The sequence below is a fragment of the Staphylococcus sp. IVB6181 genome (assembly GCF_025561445.1).
Classification (GTDB): Bacteria; Bacillota; Bacilli; order Staphylococcales; family Staphylococcaceae; genus Staphylococcus; species Staphylococcus simulans_B.
The window spans coordinates 1732590-1756408 of sequence record NZ_CP095096.1; the positions used below are offsets into that span (position 1 = coordinate 1732590).

The 23819-nt window shown below is 36.8% G+C and carries 19 protein-coding genes; 4 read left to right on the forward strand and 15 right to left on the reverse strand.

What is annotated here, in order from left to right; translation table 11 throughout:
- Positions 1–53 precede the first annotated feature (53 nt).
- Positions 54–851: a TIGR00282 family metallophosphoesterase gene (locus MUA90_RS08445; protein WP_105992928.1), complete on the reverse strand. Its 798-nt coding sequence runs from the start codon at positions 849–851 to the stop codon at positions 54–56.
- Positions 852–1122: 271 nt separating this feature from the next.
- Here MUA90_RS08445 and MUA90_RS08450 point away from each other — a divergent pair, with 271 nt between their 5' ends.
- Complete coding sequence (locus MUA90_RS08450; protein ID WP_262586291.1) at positions 1123–1341, forward strand: hypothetical protein; 219 nt, start codon at positions 1123–1125, stop codon at positions 1339–1341.
- A gap of 114 nt (positions 1342–1455) precedes the next feature.
- Here MUA90_RS08450 and MUA90_RS08455 read toward each other — a convergent pair whose 3' ends face one another.
- Positions 1456–2286 carry a LysR family transcriptional regulator gene (locus MUA90_RS08455; RefSeq protein ID WP_262586292.1) on the reverse strand — a complete coding sequence of 277 codons (831 nt, stop codon included), beginning with the start codon at positions 2284–2286 and terminating at the stop codon, positions 1456–1458.
- A 123-nt stretch (positions 2287–2409) separates the two neighbouring features.
- On the opposite strand from MUA90_RS08455, the gene MUA90_RS08460 reads away from it, so the two are divergent.
- The 3 genes from MUA90_RS08460 (at position 2410) to MUA90_RS08470 (ending at position 6615) form a co-directional block, all read left to right on the forward strand.
- Complete coding sequence (locus tag MUA90_RS08460; RefSeq protein ID WP_262586294.1) at positions 2410–3405, forward strand: YeiH family protein; 996 nt, start codon at positions 2410–2412, stop codon at positions 3403–3405.
- Positions 3406–3830: 425 nt separating this feature from the next.
- The gene (locus MUA90_RS08465) at positions 3831–5024 is read left to right on the forward strand and encodes an MFS transporter (protein ID WP_262586295.1); all 1194 of its coding nucleotides are present in this window, start codon (positions 3831–3833) and stop codon (positions 5022–5024) included.
- Between the two features lie 268 nt (positions 5025–5292).
- Positions 5293–6615 (forward strand): ISL3 family transposase, encoded by a 1323-nt coding sequence (locus MUA90_RS08470; RefSeq protein ID WP_262586296.1) that lies wholly within the window; start codon positions 5293–5295, stop codon positions 6613–6615.
- A 180-nt stretch (positions 6616–6795) separates the two neighbouring features.
- On the opposite strand, the gene rny is transcribed toward MUA90_RS08470, so the two are convergent.
- From rny to pnp, 13 genes are all read right to left on the reverse strand, one after another.
- Complete coding sequence (gene rny / locus MUA90_RS08475; RefSeq protein ID WP_262586298.1) at positions 6796–8355, reverse strand: ribonuclease Y; 1560 nt, start codon at positions 8353–8355, stop codon at positions 6796–6798.
- A gap of 199 nt (positions 8356–8554) precedes the next feature.
- Complete coding sequence (recA, locus tag MUA90_RS08480; RefSeq protein ID WP_105992933.1) at positions 8555–9616, reverse strand: recombinase RecA; 1062 nt, start codon at positions 9614–9616, stop codon at positions 8555–8557.
- Positions 9617–9788: 172 nt separating this feature from the next.
- The gene (locus MUA90_RS08485) at positions 9789–10931 is read right to left on the reverse strand and encodes a CinA family nicotinamide mononucleotide deamidase-related protein (RefSeq protein ID WP_262586299.1); all 1143 of its coding nucleotides are present in this window, start codon (positions 10929–10931) and stop codon (positions 9789–9791) included.
- A gap of 134 nt (positions 10932–11065) precedes the next feature.
- Positions 11066–11647, reverse strand: a complete 582-nt coding sequence (pgsA, locus tag MUA90_RS08490) for a CDP-diacylglycerol--glycerol-3-phosphate 3-phosphatidyltransferase (RefSeq protein ID WP_105992935.1) — start codon at positions 11645–11647, stop codon at positions 11066–11068.
- Positions 11648–11672: 25 nt separating this feature from the next.
- Positions 11673–12071: a helix-turn-helix domain-containing protein gene (locus tag MUA90_RS08495; protein ID WP_114603461.1), complete on the reverse strand. Its 399-nt coding sequence runs from the start codon at positions 12069–12071 to the stop codon at positions 11673–11675.
- 21 nt (positions 12072–12092) lie between these two features.
- Positions 12093–12932 carry a DUF3388 domain-containing protein gene (locus MUA90_RS08500; protein ID WP_114603462.1) on the reverse strand — a complete coding sequence of 280 codons (840 nt, stop codon included), beginning with the start codon at positions 12930–12932 and terminating at the stop codon, positions 12093–12095.
- 132 nt (positions 12933–13064) lie between these two features.
- The gene (gene ymfI, locus MUA90_RS08505; RefSeq protein WP_262586301.1) at positions 13065–13769 is read right to left on the reverse strand and encodes an elongation factor P 5-aminopentanone reductase; all 705 of its coding nucleotides are present in this window, start codon (positions 13767–13769) and stop codon (positions 13065–13067) included.
- Positions 13770–15056 (reverse strand): EF-P 5-aminopentanol modification-associated protein YfmH, encoded by a 1287-nt coding sequence (gene yfmH, locus MUA90_RS08510; protein ID WP_262586302.1) that lies wholly within the window; start codon positions 15054–15056, stop codon positions 13770–13772.
- Positions 15053–16282, reverse strand: a complete 1230-nt coding sequence (yfmF, locus tag MUA90_RS08515) for an EF-P 5-aminopentanol modification-associated protein YfmF (protein ID WP_262588824.1) — start codon at positions 16280–16282, stop codon at positions 15053–15055. The genes yfmH and yfmF overlap by 4 nt, the downstream gene beginning before the upstream one ends.
- 57 nt (positions 16283–16339) lie before the next feature.
- Complete coding sequence (locus tag MUA90_RS08520) at positions 16340–17062, reverse strand: GntR family transcriptional regulator (protein WP_114603498.1); 723 nt, start codon at positions 17060–17062, stop codon at positions 16340–16342.
- Positions 17063–17064: 2 nt separating this feature from the next.
- Positions 17065–19455: an FtsK/SpoIIIE family DNA translocase gene (locus tag MUA90_RS08525; protein WP_262586303.1), complete on the reverse strand. Its 2391-nt coding sequence runs from the start codon at positions 19453–19455 to the stop codon at positions 17065–17067.
- Between the two features lie 226 nt (positions 19456–19681).
- Positions 19682–21355, reverse strand: coding sequence for a ribonuclease J2 (gene rnjB / locus MUA90_RS08530; protein ID WP_262586304.1), 1674 nt, complete (start codon positions 21353–21355; stop codon positions 19682–19684).
- A 191-nt stretch (positions 21356–21546) separates the two neighbouring features.
- Positions 21547–23655, reverse strand: coding sequence for a polyribonucleotide nucleotidyltransferase (gene pnp / locus MUA90_RS08535; RefSeq protein WP_262586305.1), 2109 nt, complete (start codon positions 23653–23655; stop codon positions 21547–21549).
- Between the last annotated feature and the right edge of the window lie 164 nt (positions 23656–23819).

The following is a 23819-nucleotide window of genomic DNA, read 5'->3' on the forward strand; positions in this document are numbered from 1 at the left end:
TTACTATGATAACAGTGGTTTTAAGTGAAATTCATACTAACGGACGATACCCTTTAAATCATTTCAAAAGGATTATCTTCGTTAATTAAAATACGTTCAATATTTTTTGTTTTGCCGTTTTTATCTAAATCAATAATAACTCCGGATAATACTTCTCTGCCTTCGTCTGGTACAACATGACGCTGAGGCAGACTTGAAATAAAACGATAGATGACTTCATCACGATTAATGCCTAATATTCCATCATAATAACCAGTCATTCCTACATCTGTGATGTAACCTGTACCATTCGGCAAAATACGGTTATCTGAAGTTTGAATATGTGTATGTGTGCCCACAACAGCACTTGCACGGCCGTCTAAATACCAGCCCATAGCATTTTTCTCTGATGTTGTTTCCGCATGAAAGTCCACAAAGATATAAGGCGTTTCTTTTTGTGCTGCTTCAATTAATGCATCTGCTTTCTTAAACGGGTCATCAATATCTTGCATAAACGCACGGCCTTGCAGATTAATTACCGCAAGTTTCGTATCATTGATCTGCATATAGCGCATACCGACACCTGGTGCTTCATCAGGGAAATTGGCAGGTCGCACCATACGTTTTGCATCATCGATAAATTCATAAATTTGACGTTGTCCATACGTATGGTTGCCCATCGTCATAAAGTCAACGCCCTCTCTTAATAACTGTTTATAAATCTTTTCAGTCAGACCTTTACCGTGTGCCGCATTTTCCGCATTGACAATAGTTGCGGTCGGACGGTAATGTTTCTTTAATTTAGGCAAATATGTAGTAATCGCATTGCGCCCTACTTTGCCTACGATGTCGCCGATAAATAATATTCTCAACGTTCCTTCATCCTCTCATATTAGTTAGTTTAATGGAAAATCCATCAATTGAAAAGTGCCTAAGCCATTTAATATCATGCAGATGCAGTAAAGTTTTTTCAAAAAAATAATTAACTTTATGTAGAGGGGGTAAAGATGAATTAAGACGCTCATACACCGCAACGCTATAATTGTAAAAGAGCTGTCAAATTTTCAAAGCAGTTGTTCTTTTTAATCAATTTGTTGTATGTTATGATTTGTCTATCAAATTTATAGGAGATGTAAATAGTAAATGTCAATTAATATTGATCCCGAAAAGTTTGCAGAACTTGTACTTCAATCTAATCCATCTAAAAGCGACAATCCAGAAGATGTTGCAAAAGAGGCATTAGAACTTTATGTCAATGCATACCGTTTAGCTGAAAGATATGCACACTTATCTTCAAATGCATTTGATACATGCGAAGTACTTAAAGAAGTGAAAAATACAGATTTGCTTTTGACTAAATAAAACAACAATCTTAAATAAAAAACAATGAACAGTCCATCAATACCGACTGTTCATCCATCAGAAGTTAAGCATCTGCTTAACTTCTTTTTTATGCTTTATACCTATAATGTACACTTACGCTTCCTTCAAGTGATCAATCACAATCCTTAAATTGTCATCAATATATTTGTTCTTATGCGCAAACAGATAAAAGTCGCGTTGAATATCAACAGGCACCACCATCAATTTCTGATGATCATAAGGTGTGAGTGTCGTAGATGAAATAATAGAAATCCCCATTCCTCTTCTCACCATATTCTTTATCAATGTTGTATTATTCATCTCAACTAGAAAAACATCATTCAACCCTAGTTTTTCAATCCCTTTTTCTTGGTAGGCTCTGGTACCTGAACCCTTTTCTCTGATAAAGAAAGTATCAGCTGATTCAAACGGTTGACCTTTTTTACGAATTAAGACCAATTCATCATGTTCGATTTTCATTTTATTTAACGCATTATCTTGAATTTCCTTTTCTACTATTCCTAAATCAATCACATTATTTTTCAAATGTTCAATCACATGTTCAGAGTTGTCCAATCTTACATGAATATGAAGCTGAGGATATTTTAAAGCCAAATCTGCTAAATGCTCAGCCAAACGATATTCTCCATACGTATAACTGCTTCCGATTGTCAGTTCACCCGAAATAGTATGCGGCGCTTGTTTTAAATCTTTGATTAAACGTTCTTCTAAACGGCGTTTTTGAAGTGCATAATGAAACAGCTTTTCACCGTCTCTCGTCAAACGCATATTCGAGTACTTGAACTCAAATACTTTTACATCATATTCATTTTCCAATCGCTTGATATCTCTGCTGATGGAAGGCTGCGAGGTATATAAATTCTGTGCAGCTTTGGTATAACTTTTCGTTTTCACAACCTCAATTAATACTTTAAAAGGATCCATCCACAACACACCTTTTTGTTTATTCTACTCAATTATAACAAATCCGTTATAGTCTATATACCAATTATTTATTTAACGTTATAAGAAGCCCGTGCTAAATTAAAGGTATGAGGAGGCGTTACTATGAAAGTCATCAGACAAAAATCTTTTGCATTTGGAATAATCTTCACACTGATCATAGCGCTAATCAGTATGTTATTAGCCCAATTGCCTCTGTTAGAAAATTTAGGTGCACTGACTATCGCTATCTTATTTGCGATTGTGTACCGTCATTTAAAGGGCTATCCGGAAACTGTAAGATCGGGTATTGAGTTTTCAGCGAAACGTCTATTAAAAGTTGCGATTGTACTCTACGGGCTCAAACTCAATATCAATGAAATCATTACACAAGGACGTACCTTGTTATTAGTGGATATCTGTGTCGTGATATTCAGCATCGGATTTATCGTTTTATTAAACAAATGGATGAAAGGCGATAAACAAATCGGTCTCTTATTAGGTATCGGCACAGGTATTTGCGGTGCGGCTGCGATTGCGGCGACATCATCTATTTTAAAATCAAAAGAAAAAGACACTGCTTTAAGTGTCGGAATTATTGCCTTGATCGGAACACTGTTTTCATTAGTGTATACCGTCATCAGTTCTATTTTTCATATCTCGCCTGAACTTTATGGTGCTTGGTCAGGCAGCAGTTTGCATGAAATTGCTCATGTTGTATTAGCTGCTGGATTTGCGGGTGAAGCATCATTAAAAATCGGATTACTCGCTAAATTAGGCAGAGTCTTCTTATTAATACCAGTCAGTTTGATTTTGCTTTTTATCATGAGATTCAAATCACAAAATTCAAACGAAAAAGCTGCTATAGAAATTCCTTACTTCTTAATCGGATTCGTTATTGCCTCTTTAATTAATACGTATCTGCCGTTGCCAGAAGTATGGATGTCATGCTTAAACTTTATTTCTACATTACTTATTATTATGGCAATGGTCGGCTTAGGTTTAAATGTCGCACTCAAAGATATTAAAGACCGTGCAGGCATACCGCTTATCGCAATTGTGATTGCCTCTCTATTGCTTTCAGTACTTGTTTTTATCACATTATCTCTGCTCCACATATAAAAAATGGGCTAGAAATTCTAACCCATTTCATCTTTCTTATTTCAATTTGCACTGCGTTTTAACTTTCTGCTTTGTCTTTTTCTTCTTAATGTCTCCCATTGATGTTGTACAAATTCAATGATAGACAGTATTAAGTCTGTCATCATGATTACCTCTGGTTATTTGACTGATGTTTTCTTACTTTTAGATACCCTCAAGATAATCATGTTATGATATTTTCAGAAATCGAGTTTGAAGTATTTTTTACAACCTCATGTCAATCGAATGATTCAATTTTAATTTCGGAAATTAATATACCTTTCTTCAATTCCATAACAATGCTACTGTAACTTAATTCAAGATTATTTTCATAATTTTCACTCTTTTTTCTATAAATATGTTATTCTATTTATGTTATTTACTTTTCATCAAAGGAGTAGTTCATCATGAATATAAAGTCTATCAATTTGCTTCTATTTGATGTTATTTCGTCAGTAGGATCTAAAATCTTTAGCTTTGCCTGTGCTTTTTATATTTTGCATACAACACAAACATCGGCTATGTATTCTATTTTCTTAGCACTGATTGTTATTTCAACGGTCTTGAGTCAACCAATATTCGGAGTATTGACTGACAAATATAATAATAAAAGAATTATATTTGTTTCTCAAATCATTAATGTTATTGCACTCATCATTTTCATTCCGCTATATCAATCATTTTTCCACTATATATTAATCATAGGTATCATTTTAAACTTAACCGATGGTGCGATTAGTTTAGTTGTGAATGCAAATATCAAAAATATTTCACAAAATGATATGGAGCGATTCATCTCATTAAGACAAAGCTATAATTTAGCTATTAGCATTTTATCTCCAATCATCGGTGGTTTCCTTATAGCTTTTATCCATATTAAATATCTAGCAATGTTGAATGTTGCGACAGAAGCAATTGCGATTTTAATTATGTATTTTTTAACCATTGATCGTGTAACAGTTTCTAATAATAACAATAGCATGTTTTCAGATTTTAAAGAAGGACTCGCGTATCTCCTAAGAAACAATACTTTTATTCGTTTCATGATGATTGGCGTAATCCTTAACTTTTTAGTGAATGCTGTAATTGTAGGCGTACCGGTAATTTCTATCCAAACATGGCATATTAGTTCTGAGCAATTTGGTATTGTTGAATCAGCGACAACGATTGGCATGTTTAGTATGTCATTACTTTTATCTGTTTTCCCAATTAAGAAAAAGTTGAAAGGGCCATTCCAAATCTCAATGTTACTAATGTTCTTTTCAATTTTGTTTCTAGGTGTCTCTTTATTAATCCAACCGAATCCATTTCAAGGATTTATTATCTTATTCTTAGTTTATCTAATCAACGGCATCGCATTACCCTTAACAAACATCCCGTACTCTATTTTTTTGCAAACGTACATTGACGAAAATTATAAAGGCCGTGTCTTATCATTAAACCAGTCCATTGTTCTATGTATCACACCTTTATCATTATTGATTTTTGGATTTTTGCTTAACTACACACAAGCCGGTTTATTTATAGCTATTGCTGTTTTTGTCTTTATTATCTTGTGCTACTTCACAGTTGCTTTTAAAAAGGATGAAAATCTTCAATAACTGTTAGTTTTAATATGCATTTAGCTGTGTTCATGTCTTTATCCAAAGGCTTTGACACAGATTTTCTTTTTCAATCGAACTGATTTTATCATAAAAATCTGAGTTCACGTACTTACACAAAAAACATAAGCCATAAAAAAGGGCTCTATAATAAATTCGGTTGATGAGATAACCTAGCGGTTATTTCTCAATCGAATTTTTTGCATAAAAAGGGCGCAACCCCCTAATATTTAAGTTACCAACACAAATAAAGAGAGGAATTGCGCTTATGACACATTGTATAGCAAAAATACTTGATTATAAAGGGAAAAATATTACTTTTTCTGATGATGTTCAGGAAGTTTACTTTAACTTGGTAAGAACTTTACTATTTAAAGGCACTTTGACATACACACCAGATTGTTGTGAAAAATGCGGAGCAGTAAATGAAAACCATAGAATAGTAAAGAATGGTAAAAGAAAAACGATGATAAAGCTTATGAAGATTCAAGGTAGTCCCAGTTATTTAGAGCTCAAAAAACAAAGGTTCTTTTGTCGTTCATGCCATTCATCATTTGTAGCAAAGACGAATTTTGTGAAAAAACATCATAATTTCTGTAATAAATTAGCGCTGCATATTCTGTATCAAAGCCATGAGAATAGGTCTTGCAAAGGCATTGCTTACGATAACGATGTTAGTTCTGCTTCTGTAATACGTTATATTAATAAAACTGCAAATAGTGTTAAGTTAGGTCCATTTAATGAACTGCCCAAACATATCATGGTGGATGAATTCAAAAGTGTTAAAAATGTAGTAGGTAAAATGAGTTTTATATTTTGTGATGGTGATACGCATCAAATCGTAGATATTTTACCTGATCGTAGAAAGCGTGCATTATTTGCTTATTTTATCCGGTTTGATAGAGAAGTAAGAAAAAGAGTTGAAACAGTTACAACCGATATGTACAGCCCATATATTTCTTTATTTAAGCAGTTATTTCCAAATGCGAAAATCATTTTAGATCGATTTCACCTTGTTCAAGCATTAAATAGAGAACTCAATAGAGTTCGTATCAGGATAATGAATGAAAAAAGACATAAGGATGGCAAATACTATAGAAAACTTAAACATTATTGGAAGCTTATTCTTAAACCTTCCGAATCCTTGAATAGTACGCTTTATAAAGATAACAAGCTTTTCCCTGGATTAGAATCAGAAAAATCAATGATAAATTTTATTTTGGGTGAAAGCCCAGAGTTAAAGGATGTCTATGACAAAGTAAATGCGCTTCGTACATCAATAAAGACCAATGAAAATCATAAATTAACTCATCAAATTCTTAAATACCTTAAGGATAGAAATACTGATGGCGGACTTAAAAGAGTACTTAAAAGCTTTAGAAATTTTTTACCAGAAATTATGAATGCATTAAATCATCCTGGTCGCTCAAACGGCCCTATAGAAGCTATAAATAACAACATTAAAGTACTAAAAAGAATCGCTTATGGATACAGAAATTTCTATAACTTCAGAAATAGAATTCTAATCAAATTCAAGCTATTAGCTAAGAAAAAACATCGCTTCCATACCCCATTGCCTAAAGCAGCTTAAAATAAAAAATGCTCAGTTAGTAATACTAAATTCCATAGGAATTAAAGCAATACTAGCTGAGCGACATAGTTTATGGTAACTATAATATTTGATTTCAAATTTTATGCATCAACCGAATTTGACATAGAGCCTAAAAAAGAACCCTGAACTCTATGAGCCAAGGTTCTGTCATTTCAAAAATTATTTTGCATATTCAATTGCTCTCGTCTCACGAACAACTGTCACTTTGATATGTCCTGGATACTGTAATTCATCTTCGATTTGTTTTTTGATATCTCTTGCTAAGCGATGTGCTTTCAAGTCATCAATATCATCCGGTGATACAATCACGCGGATTTCTCTTCCGGCTTGAATCGCAAATGCTTTTTCAACACCTTCATAACCTTCAGATAAAGCTTCTAAGCGTTCTAATCTGCGGATATAATTTTCTAATGTCTCTTTACGTGCACCTGGGCGTGCTGCTGATAAAGCATCTGCCGCAGCGACTAAAATAGAGATAATAGATGTTGGTTCTACATCGCCGTGATGAGAATGAATCGCATTAATAACTGTTTCATTCTCATGATATTTCTTCGCAAGTTCTACACCGATTTCTACATGGCTGCCTTCAACTTCATGGTCAATGGCTTTACCTACGTCATGCAATAAACCGGCGCGTTTAGCCAATGTAACATCTTCTCCTAATTCAGCTGCCAGCATACCTGTTAAGTGTGCAACTTCAATAGAGTGTTTTAATACATTTTGGCCATAGCTTGTTCTGAATTTCAATCGACCTAATATTTTAACTAAGTCAGGATGCATGTTGTGAACGTTGATTTCAAATGTAGCTTGTTCACCAGCATCTCGGATAATATCATCTACTTCTTTACGTGCTTTCTCTACCATGTCTTCAATACGACCCGGATGAATCCGACCGTCTGAAACAAGGTTGACTAAAGCTGTGCGTGCAATTTCTCGTCGAATAGGATCAAAGCCCGATAAGATTACTGCTTCAGGTGTGTCATCTATAATTAAGTCGATACCCGTCAATGTTTCTAAAGTTCTAATATTACGGCCCTCACGACCAATAATACGTCCTTTCATTTCATCGTTAGGCAAGTTAACCACTGATACTGTTGACTCTGAAGTATGTTCAGCTGCTAAACGCTGAACTGTAGTTGCCAATAATTCTTTTGCGGTTTTATCGACTTTTTCTTTTGCTTCAATTTCCTTTTCTTTAACAAGTACTGCAATATCTTGTGACAGTTCTTCTTCAACACGTTGAAACTGTTCTTTAATCGCTTCATCGCGTGTGAGACCGGAGATGCGTTCTAATTCTTGTTCGTGCTTCATTATTATTGATTGAACACTACTCTCTTTTGCATCTACTTGTTGTTGTTTTTCTTCAATTTTCGATTCTTTTTGCTCTAAAATCTCATCTTTTTTGTCTAATAGATCAGACTTACGCTCTAAGTTATCTTCTTTTTGAAGAAGTCGGGCCTCTTGTTTTTGAAGATTTCCACGTATTTCTCGAAGTTCATTTTCTGTTTGTTCTTTTAAACGTTGATTTTCTTCTTTAGCCTCTAGTAATCTCTCTTTCTTGAGATTCTCTGCTTCTTTGTTCGCCTGATTGATTATATCATCTGCAGTTTGTTTGGCTTGCACTTGTTTCTCGTGCAAAACTTTTTGGGCTGCTATATACCCTACAACAACTCCTAGAATACAACCCAGCAAAATGAGTAGGAGGGTTAATAAATTCACACAAACACCTCCTTTTTCTAGGATTTTGTTTATTTGTATATCGATTTCAATATGATTATATGAAGAAATATAAGAATCATACATACCAATTGTACTTTTTAAACAGGAGCAGTGTCAAGGCTAATAGTTTACATAACCACCATAATTACACAAAGCAAAAAGAAAAACCTGGAAGCTGTTTTCCAGGTTTAAAAATCATCTATTCTTCATCGAATAAAGTTGTATTTGCGTCTTTATCCGCTTCTTTTTCTTCTTTCTCTTCAACATCTCCATCAAAGATACCTAATTTTTGTCTTAACTTGTGATCGATGTCTTCTTTGACTTCTGGATGTTCTTTCAAGTAGTTCTTAACATTTTCTTTACCTTGGCCCATACGGTCGCCGTTGTAAGAGTACCAAGCACCTGATTTATCGACAATATCATGTTCTACACCTAAGTCGATTAATTCGCCTTCTTTAGAGATACCTTGGCCGTACATGATGTCAACTTCAGCCACTCTGAATGGCGGTGCAACTTTGTTTTTAACGACTTTGATTTTAGTACGGTTACCCACGATTTCTTGGCCTTGCTTCAATTGTTCTGCACGACGAACTTCTAAACGTACTGAACTATAGAATTTCAATGCGCGACCACCAGGAGTTGTTTCTGGATTACCGAACATAACGCCAACTTTTTCACGGATTTGGTTGATGAAGATTGCTGTACAGTTTGATTTTGAAATGGCACCTGAAAGTTTACGCAATGCTTGAGACATTAAACGTGCTTGCAAACCAACGTGTGTATCTCCCATTTCACCTTCGATTTCAGCTTTAGGTGTTAACGCAGCAACTGAGTCGACAACAATAATGTCTACTGCACCGCTTCGTACGAATGCTTCCGCAATCTCTAAACCTTGTTCCCCGTGGTCAGGTTGAGATAAATAAAGGTTATCGATATCTACACCTAATGCTTCAGCGTATACAGGGTCTAATGCGTGCTCAGCATCAATAAATGCCGCTACGCCGCCTTGTTTTTGTACTTCCGCAATTGCATGCAAAGCAACTGTTGTTTTACCAGAACTTTCTGGTCCGTAAATTTCTACAATTCTTCCTTTAGGGTAGCCGCCTACTCCTAATGCATTATCTAGTGTAACTGAACCGCTTGATACACTTGAAACACGGCGAGCTTTGTTATCGCCCAATTTCATTACGGCACCTTTACCAAACGATTTCTCCATATTTTTAATGACAGTATCTAGCGCTTTTTGACGTTCATTATCCAATGTCTGGCCTCCTATTCGAGATGTAATCTCCAAATTATCTTAATTAATACTATACAGTGTTCCGATTTAAATTACAAGGAATAAACGAATATTTGTTCGCTTATTTTAACAATAACCTCACATTAGACCGAACACCCGTACCTATATAATTACATTTATTACTCTATTACCCTTAAGAAAACATATTTATTAATCGAATGTAGACATAATTCGGCGTTCTATGCTTAATTAATTTTCTTTTTTGGGTCATAGTAAATTCTTCTACTTTAAAATCATCTTGAGTCAATACACCAAGATAAACTTCATCTTCATGGTGCAAGAGTGCAATACCGATATCTGTTTGATAAAGTTCTTTGACTTGCTGTGCACCTGATTTCAATCGCGCTTCAAAAGCTTGATCAGCATCCACAAATACCGGATCATCAATCAGCATGCCTTTTAATTTATCCGCTTCGTCATCTTCTTTTAAATTGGAGTATACTTCGCCTGAAGTCACACCATCATAAATCGCAAATGTACCAGGGACTTTTTCTAAAGCTGCTTGTTCTATTGTTATGTCATCAGAACCGAAATAATAATTGCCGATACGATTTAATATAGCTTCTCTGACCGGCGCAATTAATGCTTTGCACTCTGCTTCGTTGTCGCCGCTAGCAGTGACACGTATTTTAACCTCATGCGGTCCTGCTAAAGGCGCAATCGTCGGATTCGATTGGTTATCGATTAAATCCAGCAATTCTGTCTCGACTCTGGACTCGCCGATACCCGCAAACTTAAGCTGTTCTGAGAATATCGTACCTTTCTCTTCCATTAACAGCGGCAGTAACTCTTCTTCTGCCATCGGCTCCATTTCTTTAGGCGGTCCCGGCATTAAGACAATACGTTTGCCGTCTTGTTCAACTAACATCCCTGGTGCCATGCCGACTTTGTTCGGTAAGACCGTTGCACCTTCAATTACTAGTGCTTGCTGTTTATTATTTTCACTCATTTCTTGCTTTTGTTCTTTAAAATATTCTTCAATATACTCTAATGCTGTCGCATCAGTCACAAGTGATTTCCCTAAAACTTTCGCAACCGTATGTTTGGTCAAGTCATCTTTTGTTGGCCCTAAACCCCCTGTCATCACGACAGTATCATTCTCTTCTAATGTTTGGCGCAATAAGCGTTCCAATCGTGCTTCATTATCACCGATTACTGCTTGTTCCGTTACATTCAAACCTACACCGTTGAATAACTGTGATAAGAATTTGGCATTGGTATTAAGTATTTGACCTAATAAGAGTTCTGATCCTACTGCTACTATAGAAATTTTCATAAAACTTCCTCCGTTTATATCACGTCATGTTTTCATTTGTTATATACAAATATAAGGGTGGCACAAACACAGTTATTTGTGAACTCATATGCACTGAACGTTCAACTGTATTGCACCACCCTATATCATCAATCTTATGCTTGTTTTTTAAAGACATCTCGGCCTTTATAGAAGTATTCAATACCTGAAAGTACAGTAAAGAATACACCGATGTATAATAAAACTTGTCCGATTGGGAAACCAATCCAATTTACTAATGGTTCGCCTAATAAAATCCAAACTAACGCAACCATTGTAACGGCTGTTTTGATTTTACCCAGCTGTCCTGCTGCACTGACAAACCCTTGCTCAATTTGAAGCAAGCGTAAACCTGTTACCGCAAACTCACGTGCAATAATAATAATTGCTACAACTGAGTTGGTTAAATCTAATTGCACTAAAACAATTAATGCACTGGCAACTAAAAGTTTGTCAGCAAGCGGGTCTAAGAATTTCCCCATATTGGTTACTAAGTTCCATTTTCTTGCTAAGTAGCCATCCGCAAAGTCGCTTAATGAAGCCACAATAAAAATAATGCCGCTGATAAAGAATTCGATGCGAATGGAGTGTCCTCCGATAAATGACATTTTCCCGAAGCCGAAATCGACTAAAGCGAAAAGAATCAATAACGGAATTAAAATTACCCTGAAGATTGTTATCTGATTGGGCAGATTCATAAACATTTCCTCTTTTCTTGCTATATTATATTAAGAATACTGCTGCTACCCATATTGCCAAAGTCGCAACAATAAACCCAGACAGCCAAATCACCAGCTGTTTAGAATCACTGCTTTGCGTTTTATAATCCGGCGGATTAGAACTACTGAATTGCTCAATCGTGTCATCATATAAGCTGTCAGTCGAGTTCGGCAATTCTTCTTGATGATTTTTAATCAGGATAGACGCATCAGTATTCACTGCTTTGGCATATTTAGAGATAATCCCTTCTGCATAATTGGGATTGGTAAGTGCATCAAAATCATTATTTTCAATAAGCGTCAAAGTTTCTCTTTTAACTTTTGTTTTTGATTCCAACTCATTTAATGTCATACCTAAGCGTTCTCTTTTTCCTTTTAACGTCTGTCCGATTGTACTGCTCATATGTTTACACTCCTTGAAACATTATTCAAAAAATCCGAATCCCCCGCCGAAATCACCAAAGTCATTTCCTAAATTCAAGTTATTCTTGCTCTTAACTGTCTGTTGTTTCATATGTTCATATTTAATCTCTTGATCTTCTGTTTCTCTTAACTCGATAATGTAATCAAAATCATCGAGCTGATAGTCGCAAGATTCCACAAATAAATCCGGATGTTCTACCACCTTGATTGCAGGCAAAGCCATTACTTCATCTACTAATTCTCGGTGTTTCGGATCATTTTCTCGTGCAGTTACTGCACCATCGATAATATATACATGTTCCGGTCCGTATTCGCCTTTTAATAACGAATTGCGTACAGTTTGTTTAATCAATGTAGAACTGATAAACAACCAGCGCTTATGCGCACAAACACTGCCGGCTACAATCGATTCGGTTTTGCCGACGCGCGGCATACCGCGGATACCGATTAATTTATGGCCATCTTCTTTAAAGATTTCTGCCATAAAATCAACCAGCAGACCTAAGTCTTCACGCTCGAATCGGAATGTTTTTTTATCATCGGCATCTTGCTTGATATAGCGGCCATGTCTGACAGCTAAGCGATCGCGCAATTCCGGTTTGCGCATTTTTGTAATTGATATTTCATCAATTTGATTAACAATATCTTCAAAACGACGCATTTTATCTAAACTGTCTGCACGAATTAATAAACCGCGGCGATTTTGGTCGACACCATTAATCGTCACAATACTAATCCCCATCATACCTAGGAGACTCGAAACATCCCCTAAGAGTCCTGCTCTGTTAAATGTAATTTCATACTCTAAATACCATTCAATTTTTCTTTCTGGTGCTATCATGTTTTACACGCCCCTTAGTTCAACAACATATAGTATTCATCAGAAACAAGAATGTAACATCCGTTCTTAATTATGAATGAAAGTAATTACATTATACATTATCTATAGGGATATGAATACGCATAACAATCACTAAATATACCAGCCGCCGTTTACTTTTTGAACAGTACCTGTCACACTTTGTGCCTTCTGATTATATAAATAAGCACATGCATAAGCCACTTCTTCAGGCGACACCATTCTATGCTGCGGCAGTTCATCAATAATTGCGGCTAATTCAGACGGTTCGAATGCATCAGCCATATTGCCGCTGACCATACCGGGCGTGACAGCATTGACCGTAATAGATGTCATCGCAAGCTCTTGGCTCAATGCTTTGACAAAGCCGATTTGTGCCGCTTTCATTGCTGAATACACCGTTTCCATGCTTGCACCCGTTTCTCCCCAAATCGATGAAATCAACAGGATACGACCGCTCTCGCTCGCTCTGAGCTGGTCAAGAAAATAACGTGTTGCAAGCATCATATTCTTAACATTCAAGCGATAACAAGTATCTATTTGGTCAGATGACATATCTTGAAACATACCATATAAACTTTGTCCTGCCGCATAAATCAAAATATCTAAATTGTGGATGAAAGAGAAATGCGCTTCGATGTCTATCTCAGCAGCTAAATCTGCTTGCACAAAAGAGACATTTTCATTTTGATATTGCTGCTTAAGTTCCTTTAAAGATGTCTTGTTATAATGCACAATGACTTCATGCCCATCATCCAGCAATTGACGGACAATCGCTGAACCGATGGAACCAGAACCGCCTAAAACCAATGCTTTCATTTACTTCTTAATCTCCAATCTGCTGTCCGCAATCTGATCGAAGTTCAAGCTGGCTACAGATGCTTCGTTAATACTATCTAATGTAATGCTGTCAACGATATCTAACATATTAAATAGGCTGACACCTTCAAAATATAATTTAGTATATTGATTGGCAATATATTCAGGTGAATTCAAACTAGAAATGAATTCTCCGATAAATTGTTTTTTCAATAACTCAAAAGCTTCTTCATCTGTTAAATGACCTGCTTTTGTTTTCAGTTCATCCAGCAATAAACGTTTCAGCTGACTTGGGTCTGGTGTTGAACTTGTGATGAGCGAGAAACTATAAGATGGTTCCAAGACAAATTGGTAACCGAATGTATCATCAATCAAGCCGTCATTCAGCAAATTTTGATAGAAGTCAGTTTCTTCGCCTAATACCATTTCAAAGAAGAACGTCATTTCCAAATCACGTTTCATATACGCTTCTTGAGAGCCTTCTTTTGGAACGTTTTTAAAACCAAGCATCAATCTTGGTATTTGAATGTTCATTTCTTCAACAACCTTGCTTTGCTGAACAGCTTCCGCCTCAGCTAAACTATCTCTTACAATTTCAGGTTGTGCTGTCAATTCTCGTTTCGCTTCATGTTCTGTTATCAATGTATTGATACTTTCAGGGTCTACATTGCCGACCACGAACATGACCATATTTGAAGGATGGTAGAACGTTTCATAACATAAATACAAATCATCTTTAGTGATTTTATAAATACTTTCAACACTGCCGGCAATATCCACTTTAACAGGATGATCAGCATACATCGCACGTAATGTATTGAACATCAATTTATAACCTGGTTGTTCTTGATACATCTTGATTTCTTCTGCGATGATTCCTTTTTCTTTTTCTACTGTCGCTTCAGAGAAATAAGGTGTTTCTACCATTTTCATTAAACGTAAAATATTGCGTTCGACATTAGAAGTGGCGCTGAAAAGATAACTCGTACGGTCAAAACTTGTAAACGCATTGACTTGTGCATTATCTTCTGCGAACTCTGTAAATAAGTCGCCTTCTTCTTTTTCGAATAACTTATGTTCTAAAAAGTGTGCGACTCCATCCGGAACCGTCACAAATTCATCGCTGCCTAAAGGCTTGAATCTACTATCTAATGAACCGAATTGTGTTGTATATGTAACAAACGTTTTCTGAAAACCCGGCTTCGGAATTATAAATACTTTCAAGCCGTTATCCATTTGCGACTCATATACTGTTTCATCTATTAGTTCATAATACTGCTTCTTCATTCTGCTTCATCCTCCTTCGTCAACACATAAATCGTATCTAGGATGGCACTTTTTGCAAGTTCGATAACCTCTTCCTTAGTTACATCTTGGATTTTTTGACCATAATTACCGTTCGTTAAGTCCTCAGGAAGCAAGATTTGGTTATGTGCAATTTCTACCATACTTTTTGGTCTGTCTTGAGATTCATTACGTTGAGAAATCAGAATCTTCTTCGCAAGTTCTAATTTTTCTTCACTGAATTCGCCGCGTTGGAATTTTTCAAATTCAGCCAAAATCGTATCTTTCGCAACTTCGTATTTATCTGCAGCTACACCGCTTAATACGAACATATAGCCGTTTTTACCATCAATTTGCGAATGTACAGAATAGGCTAAACTTTGTTTTTCGCGGATTTCGTTGAATAACACAGATGACGGATCTCCGCCGAACATAGTATTTAATACAACAAACGTATAGTAGCCTGGTTGACCATAATACGTTTTAAAACGGTAGCCGATATTCAACTTAGCCTGATCGATTTCATCATGTTCGATAATTGTTTGCGGTAATTCGCTTTCAGCACATTGTGCTTGAATAACAGATGAAACTTGTTTTAAAGGTTTAATATCGAATAACTGTTTGATTTTTTCTGTTACTTCTTCTGTATCAACATTACCTACTACGTAAACTGCACAATCGTCATTTTCTAGCATGGATTGGTATGTATGATATAACAATTCAGGTGTTACAGCTGGAATATGTTCAATTAAACCTGATGCTAAATAACTATATGGCTGATCTCCAAACATATTTTTCATGAGTTTTAAAAATGCAAGTTGTGCTTTATTATCATTGATAGCTTCTAATTTCTTTTTCAATAATGTCTTTTCTTGTGTTACAAATGTTTCGTTAAAACCGTTATTTTCTACTAATGGGTGATACAAGATTTCTTGCAGTAAATCTAAGCCTTCATCAAATAACGGATCTTTATGTTTCAGATAGCGCTCATTCACAAGTTCTAATGTGATGGTAATGACATGCTTATCTTTGAATTTCGTCACAAAGCTATTAACATATGCACCGTACAATTCTGATAGTTTGCGATTAAACGCCTTATCTGTCGGCCACTGTTTTGTTGCTCTTACGAGCAGTTTGCTCAATAATGAGCGTGCTGTCATCGTAGTTTCATCTAAGGGTGCCATAAATTTAAAAGTGATAATTGTAGTCTTGAATTTATCTGTCGGCATTACTTTGATACGAGGTTCTGTTTTATTATTTTGTTGGCTCAAACTATCACACCTTCCTTATTCTTCTTCAGTTTTGCGTATTGCTTTGAATTTGACCACTTCACTCTTGAAATAATTAAACGAGTAAAGAATCGGTCGATTAAGATGATCATAATGCACTTGTCTTAATAACATCAGTGCTTCGTTAGGTGCTGATTCTAATGCTTCAGACACTTTAGGTTCATAACTGACCGATTCAATCTCTGTTTCAGAATACGCAATCTTTATATCAGCAAAGGCCTTAATGGCAGTCAAGATGGACTCATCATGCTCTTGAAACGCTGCACAAGTTAAATAGCTTGTCGCAACTTTATCTAAACAATACACCACCGGACTGCCGTCAGCCGTTCTGATTCTTTCAATAATCGTCACATACTCGCCTTCATTTAAGCTGAGCGCCTTGCGATCATGTTGCGTTGCAGGCTGCTGGTCCAAGTTCATAAAAATAGTACCCGCTTTAAAGCCCTCATTTTCAATCATTTTGCTGATGCTTAATAATTTGTCCAACGGATAGAAAAACGGCTGAGGCTCCTTAACGCTGGCTTGCGCTTCAAAGCTCTGCGTTAAGACTTGCTCCGTAATAAGTTCATCCACTGCATCATATACATCATCTGTTTTCGCATTCACTTCTCTAGCGATAGATAAAGTACTAGGAACAGGATCACCCGGGTTCAATCTGCCTGACTCGATTTCACTTAAAATCCATTCTTTAATTCTGTATATTGAATTCGTATTTGTCATCATTACACCTCACCATTTTCTAAATCTACTAATACTTGACGCGGCTTGCTTCCGCGCTGCGGTCCGATTACTTGATTGTTTTCTAAGTCATCCATGAGACGCGATGCTCTATTATACCCGATTCTGAATTGACGTTGTAATAAAGAGGTACTCGCTTTTTGCTGTTCCACAACAAAGAGATACGCTTCATCATAAAGCGGGTCTTCACTTTTCTTCTCAGTACCTTCTGGTGTCGTACCAGGTTCCATTTCCTTAACGTAATTAGCTTTTTGCTGATCAATGACAAAGTTAACGACATTTTGAACTTCCTGGTCGCTTAAGAAGGCACCTTGAATACGTGTTTGAATTGAACCTCCGTTGCCGAAGTACAACATATCCCCTTTACCAAGCAATTTCTCAGCGCCGCCTCTATCGATAATTGTACGCGAGTCTGTTTGCGAGCTGACCGCAAAGGCAATTCTTGATGGAATGTTGTTTTTAATCAAACCAGTAATGACATCGACTGAAGGTCTTTGTGTTGCGATGATTAAATGAATACCGGCAGCACGTGCCATTTGTGTAATACGCTGTATTGCATTTTCCACATCTTTTCCGGCAACCATCATCAAGTCTGCCAACTCATCCACAATCACTACAATATACGGCAATAATGATTGCTTTTCATCCAGTTCTTCATTTTGACGTTTCATATAGTCATTGTAACCTTCGATGTTTCTTGTACCTGTGTGTTGGAATAAATCATAACGGCGTTCCATTTCTGAAACAATTTTTTCTAATGCTTGTGATGCCTTATGCGGATTAGTAACTACAGGTATTAATAAATGCGGAATACCATTATATACATTCAATTCTACCATTTTTGGATCAATAAGCATGAGTTTTACTTCATGCGGCTTCGCATTCAGCAAAATACTCGTGATAATACCGTTGATACAAACGGATTTACCGCTCCCTGTAGAACCTGCCACAAGCAAGTGCGGCATCTTGTTTAATTCCACACTGATGGGTTCGCCTGATATATCTCTACCCAAACCTACTTCTAATTTATTCTTAGAAGGGAATTTCTCGTCTAGAACCTCTTTTAGCGATACTAGTGAGATTTTATCATTCGGTACTTCAATACCTACAGCTGAACGGCCTGGAATCGGCGCTTCGATACGTACGTCTTTGGCTGCTAAAGCCAACGCAATATCATTATGCAGATTGACAATCTTGCTGACTTTGACACCTTGTGCAGGCTGTACTTCATATTGCGTAACAGCCGGCCCGATTTTAATTTGTGTGACTTTCGCATTCACATTGAAATTTTTCAATGTATTTTCTAACAAGCGGCCTTTCTTTTGAACTTCAGTACGTGATGTTGTTTTTTGTTTCGTTGGTGTGTTCAAAATAGAAAGCGGCGGTAATTGATAATCTGAGTTTTCAACTTCGCCCGCATCAGAAATAGAACCCATCGCATCAGATGATGCTTTTGAATCAGCACTGTCATTGCTTTGTTCAACCAATTGACGTTTAGGTCGTTTTCTTGGTGCTGCCTCTGCTTGTTCTGGTTCATGATTGCTTTGTGATTTTGGTGCACTTGTTTTCTTATCTTTCGGCTCATCTCCGAAGATCGGAATAGCACTGTCTTGTTTTTCTTCTTCAGGTATCGGCACCTCTGTGAAATCACTGACATCTTTAACTTCTTCTTGTTGCGCTGCACGTTCTGCTGCTTGTTCTTCTTTTTGGCGGCGTTTTTCTTCTTTACGCTCAGCTTGGCGTGCTTTTCTTTCTTTTCTATGTACTGCTGCTTGTTCACTGCCTGATTTCAAGTTCTCTAATAATACTTTTGCCATATCTCTGTGACGGCGTTTAGATAATAAAATAAAACTTGAAATAAACAGAATCACTGTAAATACAACCACACCGACAATAGAAACGAGCGGTATTGAAAAATGTACTAAGTAATAGCCTAAAATACCGCCGCCGAAGTTAGGGAAATGTGTTTTATCATATTGACGATACACATACGAAATCACAGGTTCTCTATCTCCAACCGCACCTTTTGAAAACACTAAATACAATTGTGTCGCAAATAACAATGCAAATTGAAGTACAATTGATCCTGTTAATCTTCTCGTTTTAGGCAATCTGCCGTTATAAGCTAAAAAGCCGGAAGCAAGAATGACTAAAATATATGTTAAATATCTGCTGTAACCGAATAAATAGTTGAAAAATGTATCAATCACTCTTCCTATTATCCCTAATTGGAAGGCACCTAGAACAACAAGTACTACAGTAATGATTGCTGCTATATAGCGCAATGGCGCTTCATTTTTTTTTTTCTTTGTATTTCTCTTTTTAGCTGTAGTTTTTCTTCTTGAATTGGTTGTTCTTTTCTTTCTTTGTGCCAAAACATACACCTTCTTTTCAATAAAATATGCTCAAGTGAATATGTATCGCAAGCATGTTGAACAAATGATGTTTTGATTCAACACGACTTACCGACTAACTTGCCATCTCTATATTTTAACATGGAACAAAATCACATTGTTAAAATTTAAATAATATGATGAAATGCTATGATACGCATAAAAGCACACCATAGCATTCTTGTATGTTAAACATGCATACTGTTCCTTAAACTTCTGAAATAATCGGAATAATCATTGGACGGCGTTTAGTGTTTTCAAATAATAATTTGCTGATTTTATCACGCATATTTTGTTTGATTTCAGACCATTCAATACGACGTTCTTGCAGACCAAGTTCTACAATTTCACGTACTTTTTCTTCCGCTTCTTTCAATAAAGCTTCACTTTCTCTGACATAAACAAATCCGCGAGATTGAATTTCCGGTCCAGCCGCAATTTGTCTATTCTTAGGATCAAGTGTAACAACCGCAATGAAGATACCGTCTTCAGCTAATAAATGACGGTCGCGCAGTACGATGTTGCCTACGTCGCCGACACCGATACCATCAATCAATACGTTGCCTGATTCTACTTTCTCGTTTAATATCATTGTTTCGCCGTCAAAGTTTAAGACATCGCCTTTTTCAGCTAAGAAAATCTTTTCAGGCGCAACACCCGCTTCAGCTGCTAATTTCGCATGTGCAATCTGCATTTTGAACTCGCCTTGGACAGGGATAAAGTATTCCGGCTTCATGATGTTGATCATCATTTTAAGTTCTTCCATGCATCCATGACTTGAAGCGTGGATTTTTTTACTGTTAGGGATAATATCTGCACCGGCACGTGCCAATTCATTTAAAGTATCCCCGATAATTACTTCCATATTTGCAGAAGCAGTCATCGCTAAGAAGACTGAGTCGCCTTCTTCGATATTCATAATTTTATGTTTTTGTCTTGCCATTTGATTCAATGCTTCTACAGGTTCGCCTTGCATACCTGTCGCAATGATTACGACTTCATTCTTTGGATAATTTTTAACTTCATTAATCGGAATCAGCAAGTCTTTCGGAATATCGAAATATCCCATTTTGCGTGCAATATTGAATGAAGATTCAAGTGAACGTCCTAAGAAAGAAACTTTGCGGTTTAACTTCTTAGCAATGTTCAGCACTTGCTGGATTCTGATAAAGTTCGATGCGTAGCAAGACACGATTAAACGGCCTTTTACTTTAGTAAATGCATCCAGCATATGAGATTCAATCACATTTTCAGGTGTGTTGTAACCTGGTTTCTCAGCTTCAGTCGAGTCGCTGATTAACGCAAAGACACCCTCTTCGCCGATTTCAGTCATTTTCTTCAAATCAGGCGCATAGTTGCCTTGCAAGCTTTGGTCGAATTTGAATTCGCCAGTGTAAACAATTGCACCGTAAGAAGTATGAATTGTTACACCTAAGCTGTCAGGAATACTGTGCGTTGTATTGAAGAATGATACATTTACATTTTTAAAACGCATCACTGATTCATTATTCACTGTATAATATCTGATTTTCTTATCGATTTTACGTTCTTTCATATATTCTTTAACTAATGCTAAAGTCAATTTTGTACCATACACTGGAGCGTCTACTTGTTCCAATACATAGCTGACTGCACCGATCGCATGTTCATGACCGTGCGATAAGAAAATACCTTTCAATCTGTCTTTATTTTCAACAACATATTGAATATCAGGAATAACAACGTCTACACCCAGCATTTCATCTTCTGGGAACATTAAGCCTGCATCCAACATGAACATTTCATCGTCAACTTCAACGATATACATATTTTTCGCAATTTCACCCACTCCGCCGAGCGGAATGATGCGTATATTTTCATTCTTTTTCTTTACTAAGTTCAATTTTTCTCCTCCTATTTATAATCCCCGACCATATAAGTATTCACTGTATATTATAAGTTAAATTCTTTTTAATGTACACTACTAAACATGTAGCGAGACTGCATTGTCTCTACCCTCTTATGTAAAAAAAGAATGCTCGCTCAGCAAATTCATGCCGCACAAGCATTCTTCATAGTCATTTGAAATTCTGATTAGTTGTTTTCTTTGTTTAATAAGACACGGTGAGAAGCATTGACACGGCCTTTACCGTCAATTTCAGTTACTTTAACTTCGATTGTGTCGCCTAAGTTCAACACATCTTCAACTTTGTTGATGCGTTCTTTCGCAATTTGAGAGATGTGCAGCAATGCATCTGTACCTGGGAATAATTCCACAAAGGCACCGTATTTTTCAATACGTTTTACTTTTGCATTGTATAATTGGCCGACTTCAGCTTCACGTGTAATTTCTTCGATAATTTCACGCGCACGGTTAATCATGTCTTGGTCTACTGCACCAATGAAGATTGTACCGTCTTGTTCAATATCCAATTTAACGCCTGTTTCATCAATGATTTCATTGATTTTCTTACCGCCAGGTCCAATGACATCTCTGATTTTCTCAGGTTTGATTGTCATTGTTTCAACTTTAGGCGCAAAAGCACTTAATTCCGGACGCGGCTGATCAATCGTTTGAAGCATATGTTCTAAGATTGTTAAACGGCCGACACGTGCTTGTTCTAAAGCTTCTTCGATAATTTCTCTTGTTAAACCATCGATTTTAATATCCATTTGGATTGCTGTGATACCTTCTTTAGTACCGGCAACTTTGAAGTCCATGTCGCCTAAAGCATCTTCCATACCTTGAATATCCGTTAAGATTGTATAGTTATCATCACGTGTCACAAGTCCCATCGCAATACCTGCAACAGGTGCTTTGATTGGTACACCGGCATCCATTAAAGCAAGTGTAGAACCGCAAATAGATGCTTGTGATGATGAACCGTTAGATTCCAATACTTCACTCACAATACGTACTGTGTATGGGAAGTCTTGTGTATCTGGAATAATGTAACGCAATGCACGTTCGCCTAATGCACCATGTCCGATTTCGCGGCGTCCAGGTGCACGAACAGGACCTGTTTCCCCTACAGAGAAGTTAGGGAAGTTATAGTGATGAATGAAACGTTTTTCTTCTTCTGGTCCAAGACCGTCGATAAGCTGATATTCGCTTAAAGCGCCTAATGTCAATACTGATAACGCTTGTGTTTGACCACGCGTAAATAAACCTGAACCGTGTGCACGAGGCAATAAACCGACTTCTGATTCTAATGGGCGGATTTCATCCGGCTTACGACCATCAGGACGTACCTTTTCATCAGCGATTTGACGACGTACTTCTTCTTTGACTAAGTCATTTAAAATCGCATTGACTTCAGAAAGCAATGCTTCGTTGTCCGGATCTTCTTCATCTTCGAATTCAGCGATGATTTCATCGCGTACTGCATCGATGTTATCTTCGCGTTCTTTTTTATCAAACGTTTGAATTGCTTCTTTCAAACCTTTTTCTTGTGTAAGTGCTGTTACTTTTTCTTCAACCTCTTGGTCGCGTTCAACAGGAACGAACTCAGATTTTTCAGGTTTCAGATATTCGATAATTTCTTCTTGGAATGCAACTAAACGTTTAATTTCTTCATGGCCGAAGAAAATCGCATCTAACATTTCTTTCTCAGTGATTTCGCTTGCGCCCGCTTCTACCATGTTTACCGCATCTTTATGTCCGGCTACTTCTAAATCTAAACGTGATTGTTCTTTTTGTTCCAATGTAGGGTTGATAACATAATTTCCGTCTACATAACCGACATTGACACCTGCAATCGGTCCTTGGAATGGAATATCAGATACGCTTAGTGCCATTGATGAACCGATCATTGCTGCCATTTGCGGCGAACAATCCGGGTCTGCACTCAATACGATATTCATGATTTGAACATCGTGGCGGTATCCTTTAGGGAATAATGGACGAATCGGTCTGTCGATCAAGCGCGCTGTTAAAGTCGCTTCATCTGCAGGACGTCCCTCACGTTTTTTAAAGCCGCCTGGAATTTTACCAGCCGCATACATTTTTTCTTCATAGTTGACAGTTAATGGGAAGAAATCACCATCACGCGGTTCTTTAGATGCAGTTGCTGTAGATAATACGACTGTATCACCATATCTTACAAGTACCGCACCGTTCGCTTGTTTTGCCATTTGCCCAGTTTCAATTGTTAACGGACGGTTTGCCCATTCGGTCTTAAACACTTTCTTGTCTTGAGACATTAGGAATCTCCTTTCTCTTGCTACCTCTTTTACATTAATAAGTCTATCATATCATTTACATGATTGTTTTTATACGAACTTTAGTATCCAAGCTATAAAAAAAGGAAAGCAACCAACGATGGTCCTTTCCTCTAACTGGTATCTGCTTAATTACTTATTAAAAA